Consider the following 25,289-nt stretch of genomic DNA (forward strand, 5'->3'; position numbering starts at 1 on the left):
GTGATTTTGTCCCCTTAAAATAATGTTAATTTTCAAGATAAGTTCACGATTATATGCAGCGTCGTTGCAAAGTGTTTGAAGCGGGCGATTTGCTTACATTTATTACCACGAAACATCTATGTTGAAATATTTTCTGTCATTCCTGTACCTGTTCGGCAGCCTAACCCTAATGAGCCAGGTGAAAATCCGTCAGGCATCCCCCCTGGAGGGCCTGCTCCTGGAACCGGCGGACACGGTGGCCGGGCGGGCGGCAGGGGGTGCGGCAGGGGGTGCGGCAGCAAGGAAATACCATCCCGCCACCCATGCTTACGCCATCAAAATCAAATATTTACCCGGCGGTGCCCGGGTACTTCGTCAGTTGTCGGGGGATATCCGCATCATCGAAATCAGCTCAGAAACCCAGTGGAAGGAATGGGCGCAGCGGGCGGAATTCCTGGTGCCGGTAAACGATAACTGGAAGCTGTCGCCGGTGTTGCTTGGCCGGATGGTTTCGGGTGAACAGGCCCGGGAAAACGAGGAATTGCTTTTGTCCGTGGGGGATATCGACCTTTTGAAAAATACCTACTCGCCTCTAAGTGGTTTTTCCATCCAAAAAGCGGATCAGGCCAGCCACACCTTGCAGGTGAAGGTTCCGGCGGGCTGGATCCGGACGGCCCTGAAGGACAAAAACATCCATTTTATTGCCGGTTCACGGAGAGCAATAACCGAAAGGGAACTCACCGGGTTCGACCTCTCCGCCAACAAGGTAAATACCGCCCACCGTTACTGGCCCACTATCAACGGCAGTGGTCTGACGGTTTCCATCAAAGAGAAGCGTCCGGATACCATGGATATTGATTTCCGGGGTCGCTATGTTTTTTCGCCGGGAGCTTCAAGCCTGATGGAAACCCATGCCACCACCATGGCCACCATTGCCTCCGGCGCAGGCAATAGTTTTTATACCGGCAAAGGGGTCGCCTGGGGCAGCAGGATCAGCTCCGCGAATTTCGAAACCCTGCTGCCGGACGACGATGCCGCCCTGAAAACCCTGTCCGTGTCGGTGCAGAACCACTCCTATGGCACGGGCATAGAAAATTATTATGGTGCGGATGCCATGGCCTATGACCGCCAATCCAATGACAATCCATTGTTGCTGCATGTATTCTCCGCCGGCAACTCCGGCACCCAGGCCGGCAGCAGCGGGAATTACGCCGGTATCAGTGGGTACGCCAATATCACCGGCAGTTTTAAAATGGCCAAGAACAACCTGGTGGTGGGGGCGGTGGATTCTTTCGGAGTGGTACCTGCCCTCAGCTCACGCGGCCCGGCTTATGATGGCCGCATCAAACCCGAACTGGTGGCTTTTGGCGAAGATGGCAGTTCCGGTGCTGCCGCGATCGTATCGGGAACAGCCCTGCTGGTACAGGATGCCTGTACAAAACAATCAGGGGTCTTGCCCCCCGCCGCCCTTGTCCGTTCCATCCTGGCGAACAGCGCCGATGATATCGGCAGCAAAGGGATCGATTATGTATCAGGATACGGCAGCGTTAATGCTTTGAGGGCGGTTCAAACAGTGATGGACAAACGCTACGACTCGGGTTATGTCAGGAATGGACAGACCGGCTCACACCAGATTATTGTTCCATCCAATGCCATCAACCTGAAGGTCACCATCAGCTGGAATGATCCTGCAGCAACAGCCAATACGGCCACCGCACTTGTCAACGACCTCGACCTGTCGCTCGTGCATACCGCTTCGGGTAAGAGCTGGCTGCCCTGGGTGCTGAACAGTTTTGCGCATCCCGATTCATTGGGCCTGCTCCCCCTGCGCGGAAGGGATTCACTGAATAATATGGAACAGGTAAGGATCGACCTGCCTGATGCAGGCGAGTATAGCATTAACGTGCAGGGCTATGCGCTGCAGGCAGCGGAACAGGCTGCGGGACAGGCTTACTTTATAAGCTGGCAATATGATACCCTGCCGGCATTTCATTTCACCTACCCCGTAAAAGGTGACCAACTGTTCAAAGGAAGTACCAATGCCATCCGCTGGTCTACCCCTTTAACCGGTACGGCTCAGCTGGATTACAGTCTGGATGGCGGGCAAACCTGGAAAGTGGCAACTGGGGATGTCAAGCTTTCGCAGGGCTACTTCAAATGGCCCACGCCCGATGTATATTCTTCCCTTCTATTGCGCATGACCGCCGGCGTTAGCAGCTATCTCTCCGACACAAGTGGCATATCACGCAACCTCGATATAAAAACCGGGTTCAACTGCCCGGATTCCTTTCTCATTTACTGGAATAAGGCTGCAGCTGTTGACCAGTACAGGGTCTATCGCCTGGGGGATCAATACCTGGAAAATCTGGTTACGCTCAATGATACAGCCCTGATCCAGTTATCCGCCGCCAACCCCTATGAATATTTCACCGTATCACCTGTATTGCCATCGGGAATCGACGGCATGAAATCCTATACTTTCAATTACAAAAACCAGGGCGTTGGTTGTTACCTCAGCAATTTCCTCGCCGACGCAACCGGAACCAATGAAGCCAGGCTGAGCCTTTTGCTGGGCTCCCTGTATAAGGTGAAAAAGATTGTCTTTGAGAAATGGTTATCTACCCGTTTCGAAACCGTTGCAAGCATAGAACCGGTTACGCAGTTGCAGCAGATTGTCAACACTCCGGCCAACAACGGACTGAATATTTATCGCGGAAGAATTGAGTTGGAAAACGGTTCGGTTTATTATACCAGGCAGGAGCAGGTGTATTTCTTCAATGATGAATCCTATTATGTTTTTCCCAACCCCGTGAAGCAGGGCAGCAATATCAGGATACTCACGCAGGATCCTGACAATACCATCTTCCTGTTGTACGATGCCACGGGAAAAATGGTGCTGAAACAGGCCATCAGCAGCACTTTCCAGGAGATCAGCACATCCGGTTTGCAAGCCGGCATTTATATTTACAATATCTATAAAAACGGCGTGAGGGAACGCAGTAAAAAACTCATTATCCAGTAACCAGAAAATATTTTTTCCGGAAATATTTCATGTTATAAATAATATTTACATCTTTGCAATCGAAAATTTTAAAACAATAACAATGCTCCGCAATTTCAAACAACTCAGTTACAAACCTGTTGGTCAGCATGCTGACAACATGGTAAGCGGGGCGTATTATGCATGGTCATAATAAAGTTATCAGTTCAATATAACTCAAGCCCCGCAAGCACTTGCGGGGCTTTTTCGTCCCGCCAATTTTAAATTAATCAAGAAGGTTTTTTATGGTACAGTTAACTGTATCCATACAGACATGGATACAAAATTTATGGGAAAGGATTTTTTTCCGGAAAGGATCAGCGCGTGAAATGACTTTGTTCTATGGCAACTTCATTGAAGTAAAAGCATTTTACCTGGAGACCTATGGCCGGCTGCCAAGCATCAGTTTAATAAACGATATTGATGTTACCAGGGCTTTCGCATACATCAGCGAAGGCCATGCAGGAAAAGTGCAGGCCGTTTACCAGCGGTGCCACTACAACTGGCAAAAGCAGCAACAGGAATTTACCCGGACCATTTTCAAACTGTCAGGTAAAACCATGATCGAACTGGGTGAGGATTATGCTGAGTTGTTGTTTGATGCCCGGAACTATGAACTGGCGGAAAGGCTGGTGAAAGTTTTTTCCGGGAACAAAGCCGCGGTAAAGGAAATCGACCACGAAATCAATATCATCACATACGGAAGCTATGGACTGGAGCTGAAACAACTGGAAATTCAACCTACGGCGCTGGACATCGGATTGTATTACAACGATGATTTTGCCGCCGTGGATGCAATGATCAGGGAAAGGTTGATGAAGGATAAAGACAAGGGAATTGTATTGCTGCACGGGCTGCCCGGAACAGGAAAAACAACCTACCTGCGGCACCTGATCGGCCAGTTGAAAAAGAAAGTATTGTTCGTATCCCCGGGTGTGGCGGGCAACCTGGTGAATCCGGAGTTCATAGAACTGCTGATCTCCAACCCGAACAGTATCCTGGTAATCGAAGATGCCGAGAACCTGATCATGGACCGGAAATACAATGCCGACAGCTGCGTCAGCAACCTGTTGAACATCAGTGATGGTTTATTGAGCGACTGCCTGAACGTACAGATCATCTGCACGTTCAACAGTTCCCTGAGCATGATAGACAATGCATTGATGCGGAAAGGAAGGCTGATTGCGAAATATGAATTCGGCAAACTGGAAAAAAACAAAGCCCGGAAACTGGCTGAAACATTGGGCATTACACAACCCATTGAAACAGCCATGACCCTGGCGGAAATCACAAACCCTGCTTCCGTTTCTTTCGAAAAACCTGTGGCGCAAACCATCGGGTTCAGAAGGGAACTGGCGGCAGATCAAATTTGAGTTATGGGAAAATTAACATTAAGCGGAAAAGAACTGAGGGGCATTGGTTACCCTGAATCACCGGTGATCAGCATTGCGATGCAGGTCATGGAGAAACATTATAAACATGCTTCCAAAAGCGAAGCGCTGGAAATACTGAAGGCCATACTATCTGCTCCGGAAAATTATGCTGACAATAAAATCCTGGGTACCATTGCCGGCAAATTGATGCCGGCATCAAAGGCGGAAGGATCACAGGTGTCACTGAATAACCAGGGTATTCCGTTCAATATTTTCGGGAGGGAACATATTGAAGAAGGAGCCCTGCACCAGATGTACCAGGCTGCGCGTTTACCCATCAGCGTTGCCGGGGCGCTGATGCCCGATGCACATGCAGGATACGGTCTGCCCATCGGCGGTGTACTGGCCACCGACAATGCCGTCATTCCCTATGGAGTGGGCGTTGATATCGGTTGTCGTATGTGCCTGAGCGTGTTTGACATCGCACCGAAGGAACTGGCACAAAAGGATGGCTTCTTCATCAAAACACTGCAAAGGGAAACCCTGTTCGGCAGCGGAAAGCAGTTCGACCAGGCAGAAGAACATGAGGTGATGGACCATGCCCTCTTCGGACAGCTGCCCCTGCTGCGACCCCTCCACGGCCGGGCCTGGAAACAACTGGGAACATCAGGGAGCGGCAATCACTTTGTGGAATTTGGTGTGGTGGAAGTAGGCGAAAAGGATGCAGTGCTGGGTATTGAACCCGGACAGTGGCTGGGTCTGCTCTCCCACTCGGGGTCGCGTTCCCTTGGCGCCAATATCGCCAACCATTATACGAAGCTGGCAAAATCGAAACGGCGACTGCCCGGTGAAGCATCCAATCTCGCCTGGCTGACCCTGGATGAAGAAGAAGGAATGGAATACTGGCTGGCCATGAACCTGGCGGGGGACTATGCTGCCGCCTGTCACGAGGTGATCCACCGGAAAATAGCCCGGGCACTGGGTCGGCAGCCCATGCGGATCGTGGAGAACCACCACAATTTCGCCTGGAAGGAAATGTATGAAGGACGTGAGCTGATCGTTCACCGGAAAGGTGCCACACCTGCAGGTAAAGATGTACTGGGAATTATTCCAGGTTCGATGACAGCTCCCGGTTTTATAGTAAAGGGAAAGGATGTTAGCGCTGCCGTTTTCTCCGCCTCACATGGTGCCGGAAGAAAGATGAGCCGCAGTAAAGCCATGGCAAGCATCACAAAAAAGGAGATGAAAGATGTGTTGCAGAAACATGGTGTTATATTGATCGGAGGCGGACTGGATGAAGCGCCTCATGCCTATAAGGATATTGAACTTGTCATGGAAAGCCAGCGTGCTTTGGTGGAAGTAACCGGAAAATTTACACCAAAAATTGTTCGGATGGATGGCTGCTGACATAGGGTTGTCACATGAGTGTTGTTGCTTTGTGTTACAATAAATAAACACTTATGTCTATGATCCCGATGTTCCTGAAAGAAATGAAACAGGAAGCAGTAACCACCCGCAAAATGCTGGAACGTGTACCTGAAGATAAGTTTGGCTGGAAGCCGCATCCTAAAAGCATGAGCCTGCTTCAACTGGCCACGCATGTGGCTGAGCTGCCGTCCTGGACAAGCATGGCGCTGAAGACAAACGAACTTGACTTTGCAGCCAACCCGTATGATCCGCCAAAATTCAGCAGCACTGCTGAGCTGCTTCAGTATTTTGAAGAATCACTCAAAAGTGGCCTGCAGGCGCTGGAATCTGCCCGGGAAGAACAGTTGAATGAGCCCTGGACACTTCGCACGGGCGATACCATCCACGTGGTGGAACCCAAAGGAGATGTCATCCGGATGTCCTATTGCCAGACCGTGCATCACCGCGCACAACTGGGCGTTTACCTGCGACTGCTGGATATCCCGATACCCGGCAGTTATGGCCCGAGTGCGGATGAGCAGAATTTTTAGGAGTTTTGCTGCAAACAAAACTCCCGGCCATGCAGTATAAAATTCTGGGTCATTCCAATATGCTGATCAGCAGGATAGGATTCGGTTGTATGTCTTTGCATCCCGGCCAGGATGGAATACAAACCTTAATTGATGCCGCCATTGATGGTGGCATCAATTATTTTGATACCGCCGACCTCTACGATGGCGGCGCCAATGAAACCATGATCGGCGCTGCCCTGAAAGCAAAGCGGGACAAGGTTTTCATTGCCACCAAAGCGGGCAACCAACTACGTGAGGATGGAAGCGGCTGGGACTGGAATCCCCGTAAGGAATACATCCTGCAGGCAGTGGAGAACAGCCTTCGCCGGTTGCAGACAGATTATATTGACCTCTACCAGTTACATGGCGGCACCATTGACGACCCGATGGATGAAACCATCGAAGCCTTTGAGTGGCTGAAAAAAGCCGGAATGATCCGCCATTATGGGATCTCATCCATCCGCCCCAATGTGATCCGTGAATACGTTAAACGTTCCTCCATCACCAGCGTAATGATGCAATACAGTCTGCTCGACAGAAGGGCGGAAGAGAGCTGTTTTGATTTGTTACTTCATAACAATATTGGCGTGGTGGCAAGGGGCACCGTAGCGGGAGGATTGCTGGCGGGTAAGGCAGCCAAACCATACCTGGGACATGAGATGGGCGCTGTGCAGGCCGCAGCAGACATGATCCGGGAAATAGCCATGGAAAGCAGTCAGCCGCCTGCCACTACAGCCATACAATTTGTATTGCAGCATCCGGCCGTAACCGGCGCTATCGTTGGGATCCGCACCAAAGAGCAACTGGATGATGCGTTGAGAGCAGGATACAGTAACTTAAGCGAAGAACACTACCATCGGCTTCAAGCGTCTGTGGCGGCAGGGTTGTACACGGATCACCGCTGATTTATTCCCCGGTGTAAAATTCATCCAGTGATGCAAAATAAACCTGGTTCCATCCCTCCACAATATCATCATACGCATCATCGGGAATATTGGTGTGACGCAGTTCAACAGAAGTCCCCTGTTTATGCGGGTGCAGTTTGATGGTAACAATCGAAGGGGCTTCTTCGTTCTCGCCAAAATACCACTGTTGTACGATCATCTTTCCCTTTTCAAATTCAAGGTTCTTACCAACGATACTATCTTCCCATAAAGAGAATTCACTGCCAGGTTCATCCGACATGATGGCCGGTTCGCCGCTCCACAACTGAATGGTGGCGGGATTGGTCAACGCAGCATACAATACTTCCGGTTCTGCGGATATGGTAAAATATTTTTTGTAATCTTTCATACGGTAAATATCCATTCAATTTTTGGAAGGAAGAAAACTGGCTGGGGCTGCGAAACTTTTTATCAGGTCGGCACCAATACCCTTTGCAGGATCCTTACGCCAACGGACTTTCTCCCATTGAATATTTTGCCATTTATTGTCCTGCAGATACTGCTGCAGTGAAGGATTAAAATTTGAAGTCTCCAGAGGGATCATATACGAGGGCATGCGAATCGTGACAGGACGATCGGCCTCCCTACTTAAGCGAAATGCTGCAGCCGGATATTTGACGGAATGACGGTACAATACGGAATTCGCCGGTAATTGTTTATTCTGCCAATTCTTCTGTTGCTCCAACTGGTAATTAATGAATCGCTGATTTACAGGCTTCGCGGGCTGAGACTGAACAATATGTGATGTTGAAAAGAACAAACCAACACCACAACAAAGCAAAATTAAATTGCGTGGCATAGGAATTATTTTATACAGGAAAGGTAACCAAATTTTATTCGCCAAACCGGGCCTTGAGCGCCTCACTGCAATTTATCCAGCGCGCGCTGGTATTCGTACTGCAGGTCCTCATGCAAACCGGTTATCAGTTTGCCGATCTTTTTTATCTGGGAGAGATACAGGTTTTCGATAGCCGGATGCCTTTTGATGGGAATGCCAGATTGCTTCAGGCATTGGCAATAGGCCAGCAACAATTCCACTTCGGCGGGTTTGGAGCCGATATAACGGACCTGCTTATTCGTATCCCGCAAAATCCGGCGCAGGCTTTTTTTTGCAAAATACAATTGCGACTGGTTGATCTGGCTGAATTCGGTCTCCATTTCGGCCTTAACCTCGGCGAGGTAATTGTCAAGGTTTTCGGATTCAAACAGGATATAAGTCAGCAGTTCCTTGTTTTCCTTTTTGAACCTCGCCAGTCGCAGGCAGATCTCCGCCACTTTTGCGGGTGGCAGGTGCAAAATGGCTTCCTTGATTTCGTGAACGGTAGCGGCTTTCATATCAGTTTTCCTGCGGCAAAGATGAAGGAAAAGAGGCATTCAAGTAAAGTGCGGTACCTTTGCGCCTATGCAGAAACACCATTTTTCGATTGAAGCAATTCTTGAGGCCCTGAAGATCAAAGCCCTGAACCCCATGCAGGAGGCATCCATCGAGGCCAATAAAGAACATGCCAATGTAATACTCTTATCGGCTACCGGCTCGGGTAAAACCCTGGCATTTCTGCTCCCTTTGCTGGACCGGATGACTACCGCACCAAAAACCACCCAGGCCCTGATCATTGTCCCCTCCCGCGAACTGGCCCTGCAGATAGAACAGGTTTTCAAGAAAATGAGCACCGGTTTGAAGGTTACCTGTTGTTACGGAGGCCACCTGCGGGAAACAGAAGAGAACAACCTGCTGGAAGCACCCGCACTGATCGTTGGTACCCCCGGCCGGCTGGGAGATCATATCCGCCGGGGTAATATTAATGTGGATGGCATCAAAACCCTGGTACTGGATGAATTTGATAAATCGCTTGAGTTTGGTTTTGAAGAAGAAATGTCTTTTGTGGTGGGATCACTGCCCGCAGTGGAAAAACGCATCCTGGTTTCGGCCACTGAAACCCTGGAGATCCCTAAGTTTATTAAAATGAAGGACGCTGTCAGGTTGAATTTCCTGACGGGAGAAGCACCCGAAATGCTGGCCATCCAAAGGGTAAAAAGCGATGAGAACGACAAACTCGAAACACTGTTCCGCCTGATCTGTCACCTCGGCAACCGGTCCACCATTGTTTTCTGTAATTACCGCGATGCTGTTCAGCGCACCAGTGATTTCCTGAAGGAAAGAGGCATTGTCAATGTATTCTACCACGGCGCACTGGAACAACCTGAACGTGATGCAGCCCTGTGCAAATTCCGGAACGGAACCTCCAGTATACTGGTGACCACCGACCTGGCGGCCCGCGGACTGGATATACCGCATATCCGTTATATCATACACTATCACCTACCCTTATCCGAAGAATCCTTCACCCATCGAAACGGGCGCACGGCCCGGATGGAAGCCAGCGGCACAGCCATCCTGATTGTTTCCCCTGAGGAAGAAACACCTAAATATATTGATCCGGCCACACCCTGGATTGAACTGCCGGAAGACCTTGAACTGCCTGAAAAGCCCAAATGGAGTACCCTGCACATATCGGCCGGCAAAAAGAATAAAATCAATAAAGTCGACATCGTTGGTTTCCTTTCCCAGAAAGGCGAACTGAAAAAAGAAGATATCGGGCTGATCGAGGTAAAGGATTTCTTCTCCTTTGTGGCTGTCCGCAAATCAAAGGTCAGCCATATGCTGCAGCAGATCAAGAACCACAAAATGAAGGGCCAGCGCATTAAAATTGAAGTGGCGAAATAATTCGGTCGGGAGGGCGGCTGCCCCCCCCGGCTGGCCGCCGCCAACCTTTCACCCGTCGGGTGGCACCCGACGGGTACCACCCGACGGGTGAAATTACTCCGCGGGTGAAATTCGGAACAATCCTGCCCCATGGCGGTTGATAACCGGACTGAACTCGCCGCTGAAAATGCCCAGGTCTTCCCCGCTCCAGCAATCAATAATCCTGCACCGGCCGTTGACTCCCAGTGCAGACAACTGCACGGGGATGGCTGTTGCCGTCGCAGGCATTGGTCCGGCAGGCTCTTCGGTGAAGACCATGAACTGTACGGTTGCGCCTACATTCTGCACCACACCGGCCTTATCCAGTCCAACCATCGCTTTAAAATGTGTGTAGCCTTCCGGCAACTCAAATTCGATCACGGAATTGGAATGGGTACCAATGCCATTGGCATGGATCTGATCACCGACAATCAATGGCGCACCGGAACAGGAGAGGTTCACACCAGGGTTTCCCCAGCCGGCAGTAGCCTTTTTCCATTTGAGCCCGCTCATAGGCAGGCTGTCTTTTTCATTATAAATAATGGGATTGATCCAGTCTGCATGGTCCCATTCGATATTATCATTGGCATCCGTTACCACCAGGTATAATTTCCGGGCATTGGCTATTGGAACATTAACCTCGCTGGTCTGGTTTGCCCTTGTCAGGACCGGACTTTTCCAGATTGCTTTCCCTTCAACCGCCATCTCCTGGTCCTGTGCATTGAAAACCGCCAGCCATTTCTCCTTACTGCCGGATTTATCGGCCGTCCAGGCCGTCAGGTCGTTCTTATGGAACAATGGCCGGTTATTTGTACTGTTGTTCAGCAGGTCCAGTACCGCTTTATTGGTCATCAGCGATAGGGTAAAGGAATCATTATCAGGGAGATGGCCACCAAACATAAGTGGACTCCTGAATACTGACCAGAGGGTCATCAGGGTGTATTGTTCATCCCTTGTAAAAGCACTCATCCGGTTGGCTCCACGCTCCGCCCGGATGCCTATATGCCCCAATGGCAGCATATCGCCATCGGGCCAGGCGCCGGTTTTACGGTAGGGGTTCCATCTTTCAAAAACCGTGAAATGTTCCTTCAGCTGCTGCCAGCTGTCCCAGAAATCACCCACCGTACGCCACATATTCGCATGATCCTGAACGTGAGCCGCACTTGCCAATGGTGTTTCTCCCGGTGAAGTACTTAGCAGGATCCTGCGGCCGGTCCGGTCAATGGCTTTACGCAGCATCTCCACTTCCGCTGTATGGTAGGGAGAAGACAGGTCATCCACCTTTATGAAATCAACTCCCCAAGATGCATACAATTCAAGGATGGAGTTATAGTATTCCTGCGCCCCTTCCCTGTCGGCCTCGATGGTAAACATATCGCGAAGCCAGCGGCACTGGTCGCGCTCGCTGTAGATATCCGCCGCCGTGACCCGGCTGCCTTTCACCGGCAATTTCCTTTTAACCGCAGCCACCGGAATACCGCGCATAATGTGGATCCCGAATTTTAACCCCTTGCGGTGAATATAGTCTGCCAGGGGCTTGAATCCCCTGCCATCAGCTGCAGAGGGAAAGCGGTTGGACGCCGGAACGAGCCTTCCGTAAGTATCCAGGTTGAACTGGGGATCGGTTTCATTGTAACCATGGGCCTTGTCGTTGCTGACATACCAGCGGATATCCACCACCACATATTCCCAGCCATACGATTTCAGGTGTTTGGCCATATAATCAGCGTTGGCCTTCACCTCGGCTTCGGTAACGGTGGGGCCAAAGCAATCCCAGCTATTCCAACCCATCGGGGGTGTTTTCGCCCAGGTATGAAAGGGCTTCTCCTGTGCACTTGCAGAAGACAGCAGGGTAGCAGCCAGGGAGGCCACCAGGAGGTTTTTCAAGATCATGTTATTCGCTTTTATTTTTTCACCCGTCGGGTGGCACCCGACGGGTGAAATGCCTTCAGTTGTCATTACCACCCGGCGTATACGGCCATCGGGTTCGTAGTACGGGCGGTCGATGCACACAGAACGGCGGAAACTGCCCCCTTCCGTGGGGGATGCTGTCATTTTAATTTTTTCACCCGTCGGGTGCCACCCGTCGGGTGGGACCCGACGGGTGAAATGCCTTCAGTTGTCATTACCACCCGGCGCATGCGGCCATCGGGTTCGTAGTACAGGCGGTCGATGCACACAGAACGGCGGAAACTGCCCCCTTCCGTGGGGATGCTGCCATTGTGGTAAACGAAATAGGAATGACCCTTGAAATCAATGATGGCCTGGTGGTTGGTGTTGCTGTTACCGGCAATTTCATTTAGGATACCCCTGAACTCCCAGGGGCCATGGATACTGCGGCTCATGGCATAGGCAATCTTTTCCGGGAACTGGTAGGCATAGGAAAGATAGTACCAGCCATTGCGGTAATGGATCCAGGGGGCTTCGGTAAAAAAAGGAAGGTCGATGGTCTGGATGGGGCCATCCAGCTCCGTCATATTCGGTTTCAGTCTGGCATAATAACATTTGGTATTACCCCAGAACAGGTATGCCTGTCCATTCTTATCGATGATCACCGAAGGATCAATATCATCCCAGGAAATGCCCGTAGCCTTGGTCATGTCGTTGGTAACCAGTGCCCGGCCCAATGCATCTTTAAAGGGGCCTTCCGGCCTGTCGGCTACGGCGACCCCAATGGATTTACCGGGAATACTGCCATGCTCTACCGCCACATACCAGTAAAACTTTCCGTTCCGCTCAATCACCTGCGAAGCCCAGGCATCGCCTTTTGCCCAGCTGAAATCCTTTGCCTTCAAAGGTACCGGGTGTTCTTTCCAGTTGACCATATCGGTGGATGAAAAACACAACCATTCATTCATCACATATCCCTCCTTACGCGGCGGAGCCTCATCATGCCCGGCATACAAATACACGGTTCCCTGGTGCACCATGGCAGCAGGATCGGCCGTGTATTTGTGGGTGATGATGGGGTTCCCCTTGATGGGAAAACTGGTATCGGGATTAGCATTTGCCATGCTTCCGTGTAACATTGCCACAGACAGCAATGCGAAAAACAGGTGCTTCTTTATCATATCGGTCAAGCAATTTTGTAATAAATGTACAAAATACATTTATTATTTACCGCTTTATGACCCGCAACTGATACATCCATCCTGCATCGTACAAACGGCGCCCTCTGCAATGGCCGGTTCCACAAGGGTTTCCGCGCCCTGCTTCTCCACCGTAAACTGCACGGCCTGCGCAGCAGCCTGGGTACGCAGGTAATACATGCCCGTTTTTAACCCTTTTTTCCAGGCATAAAAATGCATGCTGGTCAGTTTGGAAGCAGTGGGATTACTTACAAACAGGTTGAGACTCTGGCTCTGGCAAATAAAAGCGCCCCGATCCGCGGCCATATCGATAAGGATGCGCTGCCTGATTTCCCAGACGGTCTTGTACAGTTCCCTGATCTCTTCCGGGATGGCCGTTATCTGCTGGATGGATCCATTCGCAGCAATGATCCTGTTCTTCATGTCATTGTTCCAGAGGCCCAGGCCCACCAGGTCCTTCAGTAAATGTTTGTTCACGATCACAAACTCTCCGCTCAACACGCGGCGGCTGTAAATATTGGAAGTGTATGGTTCAAAACATTCATTATTGCCCAGGATCTGCGAAGTGGATGCAGTTGGCATCGGCGCCACCAGCAGGGAATTGCGAACGCCGTGCTCCATAACCTCCTTACGCAGGCTCTCCCAGTCATGCCTGTCCGAAGGTTGAACACCCCAGAGATCAAACTGGAACATGCCCATGGATAAAGGAGATCCGGCAAAGGTTTCATAAGCACCTTCCGTTTTTGCCAGGTCCTTACTGGCCGTCATCGCTGCGAAATAAATGGTCTCAAAAATATTCCTGTTAAGTATGGAAGCCATTTCCGACTCAAAGGGTAAACGCAGCAGAATGAAAGCATCCGCCAGTCCCTGCACACCCAGTCCCACCGGGCGGTGGCGAAGGTTTGACCGGCGCGCCTCTTCAACCGGGTAATAATTCACATCGATTACCTTGTTCAGGTTCAACGTCACCTGGTAGGTAACCTCGTACAGTTTTTCAAAATCAAATTTTCCGTCTGTTACAAACCTTGGCAATGCCAGTGATGCGAGGTTGCAGACCGCCACTTCATTGGCATCGGTATATTCCATGATCTCGGTGCAGAGATTGGAACTTTTTATAGTGCCCAGGTTCTGCTGGTTGCTCTTGCTGTTCGCAGCATCCTTGTACAATAAATAAGGAGTGCCTGTTTCTATCTGTGCATCGAGGATGGCAAACCACAGATCCTGTGCCTTGATGGTTTTGCGACCACGGCCTTCCTGTTCGTAGCGCTCGTACAAGGCCTCAAATTCTGCGCCGAAACAATCCTGCATACCAGGTGCTTCATTAGGACAGAAGAGCGTCCAGTTGCCATTTGCTTCCACCCGTTTCATAAAAAGATCGGGAATCCACAATGCATAAAAAAGATCGCGAGCCCGCAGTTCTTCTTTCCCGTGGTTCTTCCGCAGGTCGAGGAATTCAAATACATCCGCATGCCAGGGTTCCAGATAAATAGCGAAAGCCCCCTTTCGTTTGCCGCCGCCCTGGTCTACATAACGGGCTGTATCGTTGAATACCCGCAGCATTGGGATGATTCCATTACTGGTGCCGTTGGTGCCCCCTATATAACTTCCGGTGGCGCGGATATTATGGATGGCCAGGCCAATACCACCCGCACTCTGTGAGATCCGGGCAGTCTGCTTGAGGGTGTCGTAAATTCCTTCAATGCTGTCGTCCTTCATGGTCAGCAGGAAACAGCTGGATAATTGCGGTTTCGGTGTGCCCGCATTGAAAAGGGTTGGTGTGGCATGTGTAAACCATCTTTCACTCATCAGGTGATATGTTTTGATGGCCTGCTCAAGGTCATGCTTATGAATGCCGATGGCCACACGCATATAAAGATGCTGCGGCCGCTCGGCTACCTTTCCGTTGATGCGCAGCAGGTAGGATTTCTCCAGGGTCTTGAATCCAAAATAATCAAACCCGAAATCACGGTCATAGATAATCGTACTATCCAGCAGTTCAGCATTGGCTTCGATGATCTCCATCACGTCATCCGCCACCAGTGCCAGGCCCTTTCCTGTAACCGGATCCTTGTACTGGTGCAGCGTGCGCATGGTTGCCGAGAAAGACTTCTGCGTATTCTTGTGGAGATTGCTCACCGCTATGCGGGATGCCAGCAAGGCGTAGTCGGGGTGCCGCGTAGTGAGTGCAGCAGCTGTTTCTGCAGCCAGGTTATCCAGCTCCGTGGTGCTAACGCCATCGTATATCCCCTCAATGGTTTTTTTGGCCAGGTCCAGCACATCCACCAGTGGGCTCAATCCATAGGAGAGTTTCTGGATGCGTGCTGTTATTTTATCGAATTTAACGGACTCTTTTTTGCCGTTTCTTTTAATTACAAACATGGAATATATTTTAAGGTGTAATGGTTTAGAAATCTTCATCCAGTGAGAATGACTGACCTGCGGGACCGGTCATCACGCCCGATTTCTGGTAATCGCCCACCCGCTTTTCGAAGAAATTTGTCTTGCCCTGGAGGGAGATCATCTCCATGAAATCAAATGGGTTGGCGGCATTAAACATTTTAGGGTATCCCAGTTCCGACAGCCAGCGGTCGGCAACAAATTCGATATACTGCTGCATCAGTCGAGCGTTCATACCGATCAGGTCTACCGGTAATGCCTCAGTGATGAATTCCTTTTCAATGGTCACCGCATCCCCGATGATGGAATACACTTCTTCCTGTGATAATTTTTGGGAAAGCATACCGTAGAGCAGGCAGGCGAATTCGCAATGCAGGCCTTCATCCCTGCTGATCAACTCGTTGCTGAAGGTGAGTCCGGGCATCAGCCCGCGCTTCTTCAACCAGAAAATGGAGCAGAAGCTACCGCTGAAGAAAATGCCTTCCACCGCAGCAAATGCCACCAGCCTTTGTGCGAAACTGCCATTCTCAATCCAGCGTAAAGCCCATTCAGCCTTTTTCTTTACTGCGGGAACCGTATCTATGGCATGGAAGAGCCGGTCTTTTTCCACCGGGTCTTTAATGTAGGTATCGATGAGCAGGGCATAGGTTTCGGAATGGATATTTTCCATCATGATCTGGAAGCCATAAAAGCAGCGGGCTTCGGGCAGTTGCACTTCACTCATGAAATTCACGGCCAGGTTCTCGTTCACAATTCCGTCGCTGGCGGCAAAGAATGCCAGTACATGCGCAATGAAATGGCGTTCGCCGTCATTCAGGGATGCCCAGTCGCTCAGGTCGGCAGAAAGATCAATTTCTTCGGCTGTCCAGAAACTGGCTTCATGCTGTTTATACTTTTCCCAGATGCGGGGATAATTGATGGGGAGGATTACAAAACGATCCTTGTTCTCTTTCAGTAAGATTTCATTGTCCTGGTTCATATCGGTCATACTTTAACGTTATAAAATGCAGTACGACGAAGACAATGATTCCCGGGTATTCAGGGGAGATGGGGGGAGGGGGGAGCGGCAATCAGGCGTCTGACGTTTGAGATTTATGAATTCAGTAATACTAAACGTCAGACGCCTGATTCCCCCCTCCCTTATCCCACCAACCGCCTGAATACCCAACTGCCTTTGCCGGTACCTTATGCGGGAAGGTCCAAACAACAGATCATTTTGGCAGGTGTCTGGCTCGTAACCAATATGGTCACATACAGTTGCCCGTCAGCCCGTGATTTGCACACGGTTCCCTATTAAGCAGGCCAGAAAAAACCGGCCCGCGCCAAAACGATGTATTGATAAGAACTGGAAGCGAAAGTATCGGATAAGCCCATCGCCCCTGGTTTTACTTTTTCACAGCCTGTGGAAAGAATGCCGGAACCCGCACCCATACTTATCAATTAGATAACAATTCCTTCAAAATGGCATCATATAGCAGGACTATTTTGCCCAGCTAATGATCAGCCTTAATTCCATTGCCGGAAAAGACAAACGAGCCAACGCAGGCCTGGTATTGCTTGCCGCTTTCGCAGCCTTCACCACTTATTTCTGCATGTATGGATTCCGTAAATCCATCAGTGCGGCCACTTTTGACGGCGTCCTGGTATTCGGCATTTCACTCAAATCAGCGTTGGTCATTGCCCAGGTACTGGGTTATATGACTTCAAAATTCATTGGAATAAAATTCATTTCTGAAATCAATAAAGCCCATCGCGCCCGTTATATCCTGCTGCTGATAGGCGGCGCCCACCTGAGCCTTTTGCTGATGGCACTGGTTCCCTTGCCTTTCAATGTATTCTTTCTTTTTACCAATGGCATGTGCCTGGGACTGATATGGGGACTGGTATTCAGCTTTATTGAAGGCCGGAAATACACAGATCTCATCGCGCTGATCCTGAGCATCAATTTCATCTTCAGTTCCGGTGCCGTAAAAAGCATTGGCCGCATCACGATTGAATCATGGAATGTACCCGAATTGTATATGCCATTCGTAACCGGCTGCCTTTTCCTGCCCCTGCTGTTCCTTTCCGTTTACCTGCTTAAAAAAATACCTCCGCCCCAAACAGCTGAGACATTGCAGCGGGGGGAAAGGCCATCCCTCAATAAACCGCAACGTATGGCACTGGTGAGGCAATTCCTGCCCGGACTCACCGCAGTAATTTTAATCAACCTGTTGTTGACAGTTTTGCGTGATATAAAAGACAACTATTCCGTTGAGATCATCCGGGCCATACAGCCCGATGCCTCACCGGCCATCTTTACCAGAATGGAGACCATTGCATCTGTTGTCGTTATCCTGATGCTGCTGGGATTGTCCAATATGCGGGATCATTTCGCCAGCATAAAAAGACAGCACCTGGTGGTGGGACTGGGGTTTTTCACCATACTGGCTTGCTCCATTGCATTACTCAATCACAAGGGCAATGCCATTACCCTGCTGATCAGTTATACCATCGGTCTGTATATCAGCTACAACACCCTGCAGTGTCTCTTCTTCGAAAGATTCATTGCTGCGTATAAGGTTAGGGGTAATATCGGCTTTTTCTTTTACCTGATGGATTCTGTAGGATATCTTGGATCCTGCTTTCTGATTCTCAATAAAGAACTTTTCAATACAAATACGGAATGGCTCCCATATTTTATCCGGGTAAGCCTTTTATTCGGACTCGCCGGAATGATCGCCGCAGTATTCAGCTGGCGATATTTCAGCAGGAAATTCAGGGCCGTTCCGAACACAGACAATCTAGTATATGGCAAATAACCATTTCGACCTCATCGTCACCGGCGCCGGTGCATTGGGCAGTTTTCATGCTTACCACGCGGCCAAAAAGGGACTTAAAGTATTACTGCTGGAAAAAGATGAAAAGCCCATGGAAGCCACTGTCCGCAATTTTGGCCAGGTGGTGCCATCGGGTATGAGTTCCGGCAAGTGGCAGGATTTCGGCAGGAGAAGCCTTGAAATCTATAAGGATATCCAGTCCCGGTTCGACATCACCGTCAGACAGAACGGAACGGTTTATCTCGCATCCGACAGTACAGAAATGACCCTCATTGAAGAGCTTGCGGCGATCAACGAAAAACAGGGATATCAATCAAGCCTGTTCGGCAAGGAAACCTGCCTGGAAAAATACCCGGGACTAAGAGCCTCTTATTGTGCCGGCGGACTATTCTTTCCGCAGGAAGTAACTGTAGAACCATCGCGACTGATCCATCACCTGATCGCGTTCATGAAAGAGCAACTGGGCGTTCAGTACAAATCCCTTTCCATGGTGAAATCGGTCCTGTACAAACAGGATCATTGTGAAGTGGAAACAAGTAACAGTGAACGGTTCAGTTCCAACCAGGTCATCATTTGCAATGGCCGCGATTTCAAGGCCCTTTACCCGGAAATATTTTTCAACAGCGATATCGAAGTTTCCAAGCTGCAAATGATGTCCACCTCGCTGATGGAAGGATATACATTACCCGGCTCAATCCTCAGCGGTCTCAGTATTCGTCGCTATGAAAGTTTCCGGGAATGTCCTTCCTACAAAAAAGCGGATGCTGCCAGCATCAATGAAAATTGCCGGAAATGGGGCATCCATATTTTGTTCAAGCAGGCCACAGACGGCAGTATCATTATCGGTGATTCACACGAATATGCCGACGCGAAACAGGCTGACCAGCTTGGGTTTGAAGTAAAACAGGTAGTTAACGATATCATCCTGCAGGAAGCGCAACGCATGTTCCGACTTCCGCACTGGAATATCGCGAAACAATGGAACGGATATTACGCACAAAGAAAAGGGCACGACCTTTTTATGGAAGAAGTGGATACCAATATCCATATTATTACCGCGATCGGTGGAAAAGGCATGACAGCCAGTGCGGGACTGGCAGAATCTAACATTCAAAAAATATTCAACTGATGAAAGTTATACAGGGATTAAAACTGGTGGTTTTTGATATGGCAGGCACCACCGTTACAGACAATCATGAAGTGGAAGCATGCTTTACCCGGGCCGCGCAGCAAACGGGACTTAAAATGACAGATGAAGAAATCCTGGCAGTACAGGGTTGGGGAAAAAGACATGTATTTGAAACATTCTGGGAAAGGCAGACCGGACAAAGGAATCAGCAATGGGCTGAACAGGTGGATTATTCGTATACTGTTTTCCGTGAGATCCTGGAAGACCACTACCAGGCAAATGAAATAACTCCTACAAAAGGCTGCCTCGAACTGTTCTCTTTCCTGAAAGACCAGGGCATTGCCATTGCGCTGACAACAGGGTTTTACCGTAAGGTAGCAGATATCATCCTGGGGAAACTCGGCTGGGTGGAACAAGGAATCATAGACCTGTCCATTACCAGTGATGAAGTGGCACATGGAAGGCCGGAACCCGACATGATCCGTAAAGCCATGCAAATGCTGAATGTTAATGACCGTAAGGCTGTCATCAATATAGGCGATACCCCATCTGATATCCAGTCAGGTAAAAATGCAGGTGTGCTTTGTTCCTGTTGCGTTACCAATGGCACTCACAGTGCAGCGCAACTCGCACCCTTCGGGCCGGATCATGCTTTTTCGTCTTTGCATGAGATGAAAAGTTGGCTGGAAAATAACCTTGTAAAAGAGCAGGCCTAATCAGCCGATGCCCTCTTTGACAGATAGGAGGTCAGCTTCTGTTTGAACAGTTCAATTTCAGGCAGTGGCTGACCTTCAATTTTCGCGGCCTCGTCCCACCTGCGCATCCTGATAAAAAGGTCAAACAGGGGATCAGCCTCAAAAGCCGCAGCTTCTGCTGCCGACATCCTTCCACCCTGGTATTCTAAAGTATGTTTGCTGGCTTCTGACAGTTGTTCGTAATAGTCAGGGTAAGAAAAGGTCAGGTATCTTTTTGCATTCACATGTGATTCGATCAGGCTGCACATTCTTTCGCCCATGCCTAACCGACGTAACCAATCGGCCCCGATCTTTTCATGGTCCATTACACCGAAGCCATCCATCGATTCACTTTCATCATGAACCGGGAGCAGGTGTCCCACATCATGCAGGAAGGCGGCAAGTACCACTTCATCGTCAAATCCCTCATCCATGGCCAATTGCGCCGCCTGACACATATGCTCCAGTTGTGAAACCTTTTCGCCCGCATATTCTTCGGCGCCAAATTGATCATAAAGGGAGAACACTTCCCTGGTAACAGCCTGTGGAGATAACATATAAATATGATTAAAAGCTGAATTGGATATTTGTCCAGACACTCCTGCCCACGCCATTTATACCGGAACCATGCGTACGGTAGTCCTCGTTTAAAATGTTTTGCAGACCGGCATTCAGGCGGATACTTTTAAACTGAAGTCCGGCATAAAGATTCAGCACCTTCCATCCGGGCGTACCCCCTGCGGGAATACGGTTGTCCTCCTTATCGCCCTGGGCCAGGCGATCCTGTTTGCCGGCATACAACCATTCACCTGAAACATGCCAGGCCGATTTTGTATAACTGGCCAGCACCCTTCCATGAACCGGCGGAATCCTCCGCATGGGTTCTTTACTGGTTTTATTCTCACCATAGTTGTAGGCAATATTTCCGGAAACCTGCAAACCCGATAAAGGCCGGTAAGCAAGCGTTGCTTCCATACCCCAGATATAACCTTCCTGGGTATTTTCCTTTCTGTAAACAGGATAGCCATTAATTGAATCGCCGGCCATCCGAACCCTTGTAATAAGGTCATTGAGTTTCATGTAAAAGAATGTTGCCGCGCCGGAAAGTTTTGCGGTCTGGAACTTGTATCCCAGCTCGGCATTCATTGATTTTTCCGGGCGAAGGCTGGCTGTAGGGACCTCATATCGGAAATCCACAATACCCAGTGTTCCCATATCATCCACATTCGGTGCACGGTAACCGTTACTAACCGAAGTGAAAATCTTATGGTTTTTATCGATATGGTACATCAGCGCTGCATTCCCCACCAGGGCCGAAGGCTGGATGGACACTTCTCCCAATGAAGTATCTGTCAGGCTGATATTGAAAATATTCAAACGTGCGCCGAGTTCAGCGCTGAAGCGGTTCCATTCCAGGTGATGCAGGCTGTAAATCGAATAGTTGCCATATTTCGCACCATCGGGGTAAAGGCCGCGAAGTGATTTCACCGATCCGGTTAGCTCGTTGATATCATTCCGGGAACTGCTAACCCTGTCGTGATACAATTCCACCCCCGAATTGGCGGTCCACCTTTTTGAGACAACACTGTAGATATCAGCAGTCAGTCCCAGGGTATTCACTTCATCGCGTTCCCGCCTCATGGTGCTGCCATTGTTTTTTATGCTGGCCCGCCCCTCAATACTGTTTTGCCAGGAAGCTGTAATGCTGACCTGTCGCAGCATCGCATGTTTACCTGCTGTTTCAAGTTTCGCATAGTTCAGCATACGCTGCTGGGGATCGGTCTCATTGATCCGGAAGTTTTCCAGCACAACCTTATGGTAAACCGGAACATACGACTGCCGTAGGAACTGGTGGGCAATGGTTAAGCCTGTATGATCAGATAATTTAAATTTCAGTTTGGCATCCCAGGCATGTTCATCATACCCTGAGGGGGATTGCATTCCCGTGGTATCACCACCCACCAGGTCACCGAAATGCCTGACTGTAACACCCACCATCGCCGCCATATTTTTGCCGGAATACTGAACTTCTCCCCTTCCTGTCTGCTCCATGCCGGTACTCATCAGTTTGCCCATTGCTGAACCGCTCCAACGATTACCATCAACCGAAAATTCCGGTTCCTTCGTGAACACCTGGATCACCCCGCCCAGGGCGTCGGAACCATATTGAACGGAACCCGTTCCCTTGGCCACTTCCATGCGGCCAATGCTGAACGCGTCAATAGTATTCAGGTACTGATTGGGACCATACCGGAAAGTGGCATTGTTCAGCCGGATACCATCCACCAGGATCAGCAGCTGGTTGCCAGTGAGCCCCCTCACGAAAGGTGATCCGCCGCCATGGTTGGTCTTCTGTACAAATACGCCGTTGAGTCCCTGCAGTGCTTCGGGGGTCGTGCGCGGCTGGTACACGCTGATGTATTTACTGCCGGCGGTTTCCACGAGGTAAGGTACTTTCAGGAGAGCCGATGATTTCCGCTGGGAGGTAATGACCACTTCACTCAGTTCCCTGGCTGTACTGTCTTCCTGTGCCAGCGCCGGCCACATCACCAGGCCCATTAATCCCGTAACTACAATTCTTTTCATTATTTCTTCTCTTCTTTAATCTGTAAAAATGCGCTTCGCCTTGGCGCAGGCATTTCACTGTGTTCTCCTTTTACCGCCTTCCAGATCACTTCACTGAAAACGAGATCCGGTATGGCATCTTCCTTTGAAAAATCGAATGCCGCGCTTTTTACTGCGCTGGGGGTATTGGCCACATTTTTATCGTTCAGGTCCACATTGGAAGGCACTGATACAAACCCTGTGGGGTCAGTGGTTTTGCTGAAGCACCGCCACATTGGTGTGGCTGCCGCATCATACTGGCTCATGGGCGGAAGGCCCAGGATCAGTTCAATGGTGCGCAACATGGAAGAGGTACTGTACATGGTATGGTCAATAAAATTCCGCTTTACATAACCCCCTGCCACATACGCAGTGGTGCGGTGCGCGTCTACATGGTCGGGACCGTTCTGTGCATCATCTTCCACGATAAAGACAACACTCTGGTTCCAGATCGGGCTTTTGGACAAATGCTCCACGAACAGACCTACCGCCCAGTCGTTGTCTGCCACATGGGCAAAAGGCGTAGGCCTTCCGATCCGCTGCCCCTCGGTATGGTCATTGATGAAACGAAGTGAATTGAATTGCGGAACAGCGTTTACTGCTACCAGTGAGTCAAACTCCCGGCGCCACTGGTAAAAACGGGTGGTATCACGTACACGCTCATCCCAGCTGGTGAAGTAGGGACAAAAATTTCCTTCCAGTACCGGGATATTTGCCTTGTAGTCGTCCGCAAATTCGCCATAGGTCCGGAAACTCACCCCCGCCCGTTTGCAGTAATCCCAGATAAATCCTTTGGTGGGATTGGCGATGGCGCGATTTCCCTCGCCGTCATAAAAGCCGCCGCGGCCACCGTAATTGGTAGGCCAGGTTTTTTCCAGGTAATCCGTGGCCCCGGCAGCCAGACTCCAGTTATGCCCGTCGGCGCTCACTTCACTGTCCACATAAAAATTATCGAGCAATACAAACTCTTTCGCCAGCTTATGCTGGTTGGGCGTAATGCGCTCGCCAAAGAGCAGGAGACTGGTGTCACCATTACCGCCCGGCATATCAGACAACACCTGGTCATAAGTGCGGTTCTCCTTGATAATGTAAAACACATGTTTAATGGGGGAAGGATCACCGACTTTCATCGGGATGGGATTGCCCGGTTCACCCGCAGCCAGCAGTTCACCTTCCTTTGAATAGGGTGTGTTCGTGTATACGGCTTTTGAATAGGCACCCAGCGTTATAGCATCGGGCTGGTCTATTACCGACAAGGTTCCCTTCATGAGTCCGGCAATGTATTGCACCTCCTGCGCAGATTTGGAAGTATCGCCCTGCTGGTAGGTTACCTGTTGCTTTTTCGCAATGGGATTTGGACCGCGGGGATTGGCGAAGGACGAGAAGCCCTTTCCATTGGCAACAAAGATTCTGTTACCGGTCACTTTTACATTGGTAGGATACCAGCCCACAGGGATGAAGCCCACGGAACGGGAACGACCCGGTTCGCTTACGTCAAAAACAGCGAGACAGTTATTTTCAGCATTGGCTACATAGAGGGTCTTTTCATCAGTCGATAAAGCCACACCATTTGTAGCAGAGCCCTCGGGTGCATCGGGATACAGGGCGGCATTCAGCACTTCGATCACTTTCCAGCCTTTTACATCCACAACGGAAACACTGTTGTCATTGGAATTGGCCACGTACATGGTTGCGCCGTCTTTCGACAGTACCAGTTCATTGGGATGATTCCCCACTTCCAGTGATCTTTTAATCTGCTGCCTGCGTACATCGTATTCCAGGATCTTTGCGCCTCCCCATAGGGAAATGAACAGGGAGCGATGGTCACGCGACAACACGCTGGCATAAGCCTCGGCTCCCAGGGGAATAATCTTCCTGGTCTCCTTGCTTCGAAGGTCAATACAATACAGGCTATTGTTCTCCTTTGTCACCACATACATTTCATTACGTTTGTGGTTCAGCGTTATGCCGGCAGGGGAAACCTGTTCCGGCCATTTTTTCCCGAGTATTATGCTGTCGCGTAATACCAGCCGGTCGTTGTTCAGTTCGTACTGAAGAATCCAGTTGTCATTGCCACCGCTGGCATACAGGTATTTTTCATCTTCACTGAAAGCCAGTCCGTACCAGGATTTTGGAACCATTACCTGGTGCAGTAACCGCTCGTTCACCGGGTCGATGAGCTGGATGCTCTGCACGCTCTGGCCATTGTTGGTGGCCGCCATATACCGCCCCGATGAAGATACAACCAGGTTCAGTGGCAGGTCACCCAGGGGAAGCGATCTGCCCGCAGGCGAGAGCTGCCAGCCATTGGGCAGCAGGACCCTTTTCTGATCCAGTTCCTGCACTATTGCAGCTTCTGCTTTAACATCTGATTTGCCGGCAACATCCGGTTGCTGACCGTAAACCGGTACAATGGCTGTTGACAGGCAGGCGATGGCCAACCCAATACTTGTTCTCAT

The 25,289-nt window shown here is 50.0% G+C and carries 19 protein-coding genes and 1 riboswitch; of the genes, 9 read left to right on the top strand and 10 right to left on the bottom strand.

Features of this window, described 5'->3' with window-relative positions:
- Positions 1-118 precede the first annotated feature (118 nt).
- The 5 genes from BC349_RS10655 (at position 119) to BC349_RS10675 (ending at position 7,276) form a co-directional block, all read left to right on the top strand.
- Positions 119-3,001 (top strand): S8/S53 family peptidase, encoded by a 2,883-nt coding sequence (locus tag BC349_RS10655; RefSeq protein ID WP_187256709.1) that lies wholly within the window; start codon positions 119-121, stop codon positions 2,999-3,001.
- Positions 3,002-3,264: 263 nt separating this feature from the next.
- Complete coding sequence (locus tag BC349_RS10660; RefSeq protein ID WP_222840141.1) at positions 3,265-4,392, top strand: AAA family ATPase; 1,128 nt, start codon at positions 3,265-3,267, stop codon at positions 4,390-4,392.
- A gap of 3 nt (positions 4,393-4,395) precedes the next feature.
- Positions 4,396-5,799, top strand: coding sequence for an RtcB family protein (locus tag BC349_RS10665; protein WP_187256710.1), 1,404 nt, complete (start codon positions 4,396-4,398; stop codon positions 5,797-5,799).
- A 53-nt stretch (positions 5,800-5,852) separates the two neighbouring features.
- Entirely contained in the window at positions 5,853-6,350 is a 498-nt protein-coding gene (locus BC349_RS10670; protein WP_187256711.1) for a DinB family protein, read from the top strand.
- Positions 6,351-6,379: 29 nt separating this feature from the next.
- Positions 6,380-7,276 carry an aldo/keto reductase gene (locus tag BC349_RS10675; RefSeq protein ID WP_187256712.1) on the top strand — a complete coding sequence of 299 codons (897 nt, stop codon included), beginning with the start codon at positions 6,380-6,382 and terminating at the stop codon, positions 7,274-7,276.
- Between the two features lies 1 nt (position 7,277).
- Here the strand turns inward: BC349_RS10675 and BC349_RS10680 are convergent, their stop codons facing one another.
- From BC349_RS10680 to BC349_RS10690, 3 genes are read right to left on the bottom strand one after another with little or no spacing between them, the layout of a single operon-like run.
- Positions 7,278-7,664: an SRPBCC domain-containing protein gene (locus BC349_RS10680; protein ID WP_187256713.1), complete on the bottom strand. Its 387-nt coding sequence runs from the start codon at positions 7,662-7,664 to the stop codon at positions 7,278-7,280.
- 15 nt (positions 7,665-7,679) lie between these two features.
- A complete protein-coding gene (locus BC349_RS10685; RefSeq protein WP_187256714.1) occupies positions 7,680-8,159 on the bottom strand; it encodes a hypothetical protein in 480 nt (159 codons plus the stop codon).
- Positions 8,160-8,176: 17 nt separating this feature from the next.
- Positions 8,177-8,689, bottom strand: coding sequence for a hypothetical protein (locus BC349_RS10690; protein ID WP_246456887.1), 513 nt, complete (start codon positions 8,687-8,689; stop codon positions 8,177-8,179).
- Positions 8,690-8,717: 28 nt separating this feature from the next.
- Here BC349_RS10690 and BC349_RS10695 point away from each other — a divergent pair, with 28 nt between their 5' ends.
- The gene (locus BC349_RS10695) at positions 8,718-10,040 is read left to right on the top strand and encodes a DEAD/DEAH box helicase (protein WP_187256715.1); all 1,323 of its coding nucleotides are present in this window, start codon (positions 8,718-8,720) and stop codon (positions 10,038-10,040) included.
- A gap of 93 nt (positions 10,041-10,133) precedes the next feature.
- On the opposite strand, the gene BC349_RS10700 is transcribed toward BC349_RS10695, so the two are convergent.
- From BC349_RS10700 to BC349_RS10715, 4 genes are read right to left on the bottom strand one after another with little or no spacing between them, the layout of a single operon-like run.
- The gene (locus BC349_RS10700) at positions 10,134-12,113 is read right to left on the bottom strand and encodes an NPCBM/NEW2 domain-containing protein (RefSeq protein ID WP_187256716.1); all 1,980 of its coding nucleotides are present in this window, start codon (positions 12,111-12,113) and stop codon (positions 10,134-10,136) included.
- On the bottom strand, positions 12,110-13,129 hold the full coding sequence (locus BC349_RS10705) for a glycoside hydrolase family 43 protein (protein WP_187256717.1): 1,020 nt from the start codon (positions 13,127-13,129) through the stop codon (positions 12,110-12,112). Before BC349_RS10705 ends, BC349_RS10700 begins: the two co-directional genes overlap by 4 nt.
- Before the next feature lie 54 nt (positions 13,130-13,183).
- Positions 13,184-15,526, bottom strand: a complete 2,343-nt coding sequence (locus BC349_RS10710) for a ribonucleoside-diphosphate reductase subunit alpha (RefSeq protein WP_187256718.1) — start codon at positions 15,524-15,526, stop codon at positions 13,184-13,186.
- Positions 15,527-15,551: 25 nt separating this feature from the next.
- The gene (locus BC349_RS10715) at positions 15,552-16,532 is read right to left on the bottom strand and encodes a ribonucleoside-diphosphate reductase small subunit (RefSeq protein ID WP_246456888.1); all 981 of its coding nucleotides are present in this window, start codon (positions 16,530-16,532) and stop codon (positions 15,552-15,554) included.
- 213 nt (positions 16,533-16,745) lie between these two features.
- Positions 16,746-16,886: riboswitch (cobalamin riboswitch) on the bottom strand.
- 154 nt (positions 16,887-17,040) lie between these two features.
- On the opposite strand from BC349_RS10715, the gene BC349_RS10720 reads away from it, so the two are divergent.
- The 3 genes from BC349_RS10720 to BC349_RS10730 are packed head-to-tail and all read left to right on the top strand — an operon-like array spanning position 17,041 to position 20,208.
- Positions 17,041-18,345: a DUF5690 family protein gene (locus BC349_RS10720; protein WP_187256719.1), complete on the top strand. Its 1,305-nt coding sequence runs from the start codon at positions 17,041-17,043 to the stop codon at positions 18,343-18,345.
- Positions 18,335-19,492: a TIGR03364 family FAD-dependent oxidoreductase gene (locus BC349_RS10725; RefSeq protein ID WP_187256720.1), complete on the top strand. Its 1,158-nt coding sequence runs from the start codon at positions 18,335-18,337 to the stop codon at positions 19,490-19,492. The genes BC349_RS10720 and BC349_RS10725 overlap by 11 nt, the downstream gene beginning before the upstream one ends.
- Positions 19,492-20,208: an HAD-IA family hydrolase gene (locus tag BC349_RS10730; protein ID WP_222840143.1), complete on the top strand. Its 717-nt coding sequence runs from the start codon at positions 19,492-19,494 to the stop codon at positions 20,206-20,208. Before BC349_RS10725 ends, BC349_RS10730 begins: the two co-directional genes overlap by 1 nt.
- Here the strand turns inward: BC349_RS10730 and BC349_RS10735 are convergent.
- Genes BC349_RS10735 through BC349_RS10745 form a run of 3 tightly spaced genes read right to left on the bottom strand, consistent with a single transcriptional unit; the run spans position 20,205 to position 25,289 of the window.
- Positions 20,205-20,783 carry a phosphonate degradation HD-domain oxygenase gene (locus tag BC349_RS10735; protein ID WP_187256721.1) on the bottom strand — a complete coding sequence of 193 codons (579 nt, stop codon included), beginning with the start codon at positions 20,781-20,783 and terminating at the stop codon, positions 20,205-20,207. The two genes, BC349_RS10730 and BC349_RS10735, sit on opposite strands and share 4 nt — an antisense overlap.
- A gap of 10 nt (positions 20,784-20,793) precedes the next feature.
- Positions 20,794-22,812 carry a TonB-dependent receptor plug domain-containing protein gene (locus BC349_RS10740; RefSeq protein WP_187256722.1) on the bottom strand — a complete coding sequence of 673 codons (2,019 nt, stop codon included), beginning with the start codon at positions 22,810-22,812 and terminating at the stop codon, positions 20,794-20,796.
- Positions 22,812-25,289 carry a bifunctional YncE family protein/alkaline phosphatase family protein gene (locus tag BC349_RS10745; protein ID WP_187256723.1) on the bottom strand — a complete coding sequence of 826 codons (2,478 nt, stop codon included), beginning with the start codon at positions 25,287-25,289 and terminating at the stop codon, positions 22,812-22,814. Before BC349_RS10745 ends, BC349_RS10740 begins: the two co-directional genes overlap by 1 nt.

It is taken from the genome of Flavihumibacter stibioxidans (genome assembly GCF_014332695.1).
In the GTDB taxonomy this organism is placed as follows: domain Bacteria; phylum Bacteroidota; class Bacteroidia; order Chitinophagales; family Chitinophagaceae; genus Flavihumibacter; species Flavihumibacter stibioxidans.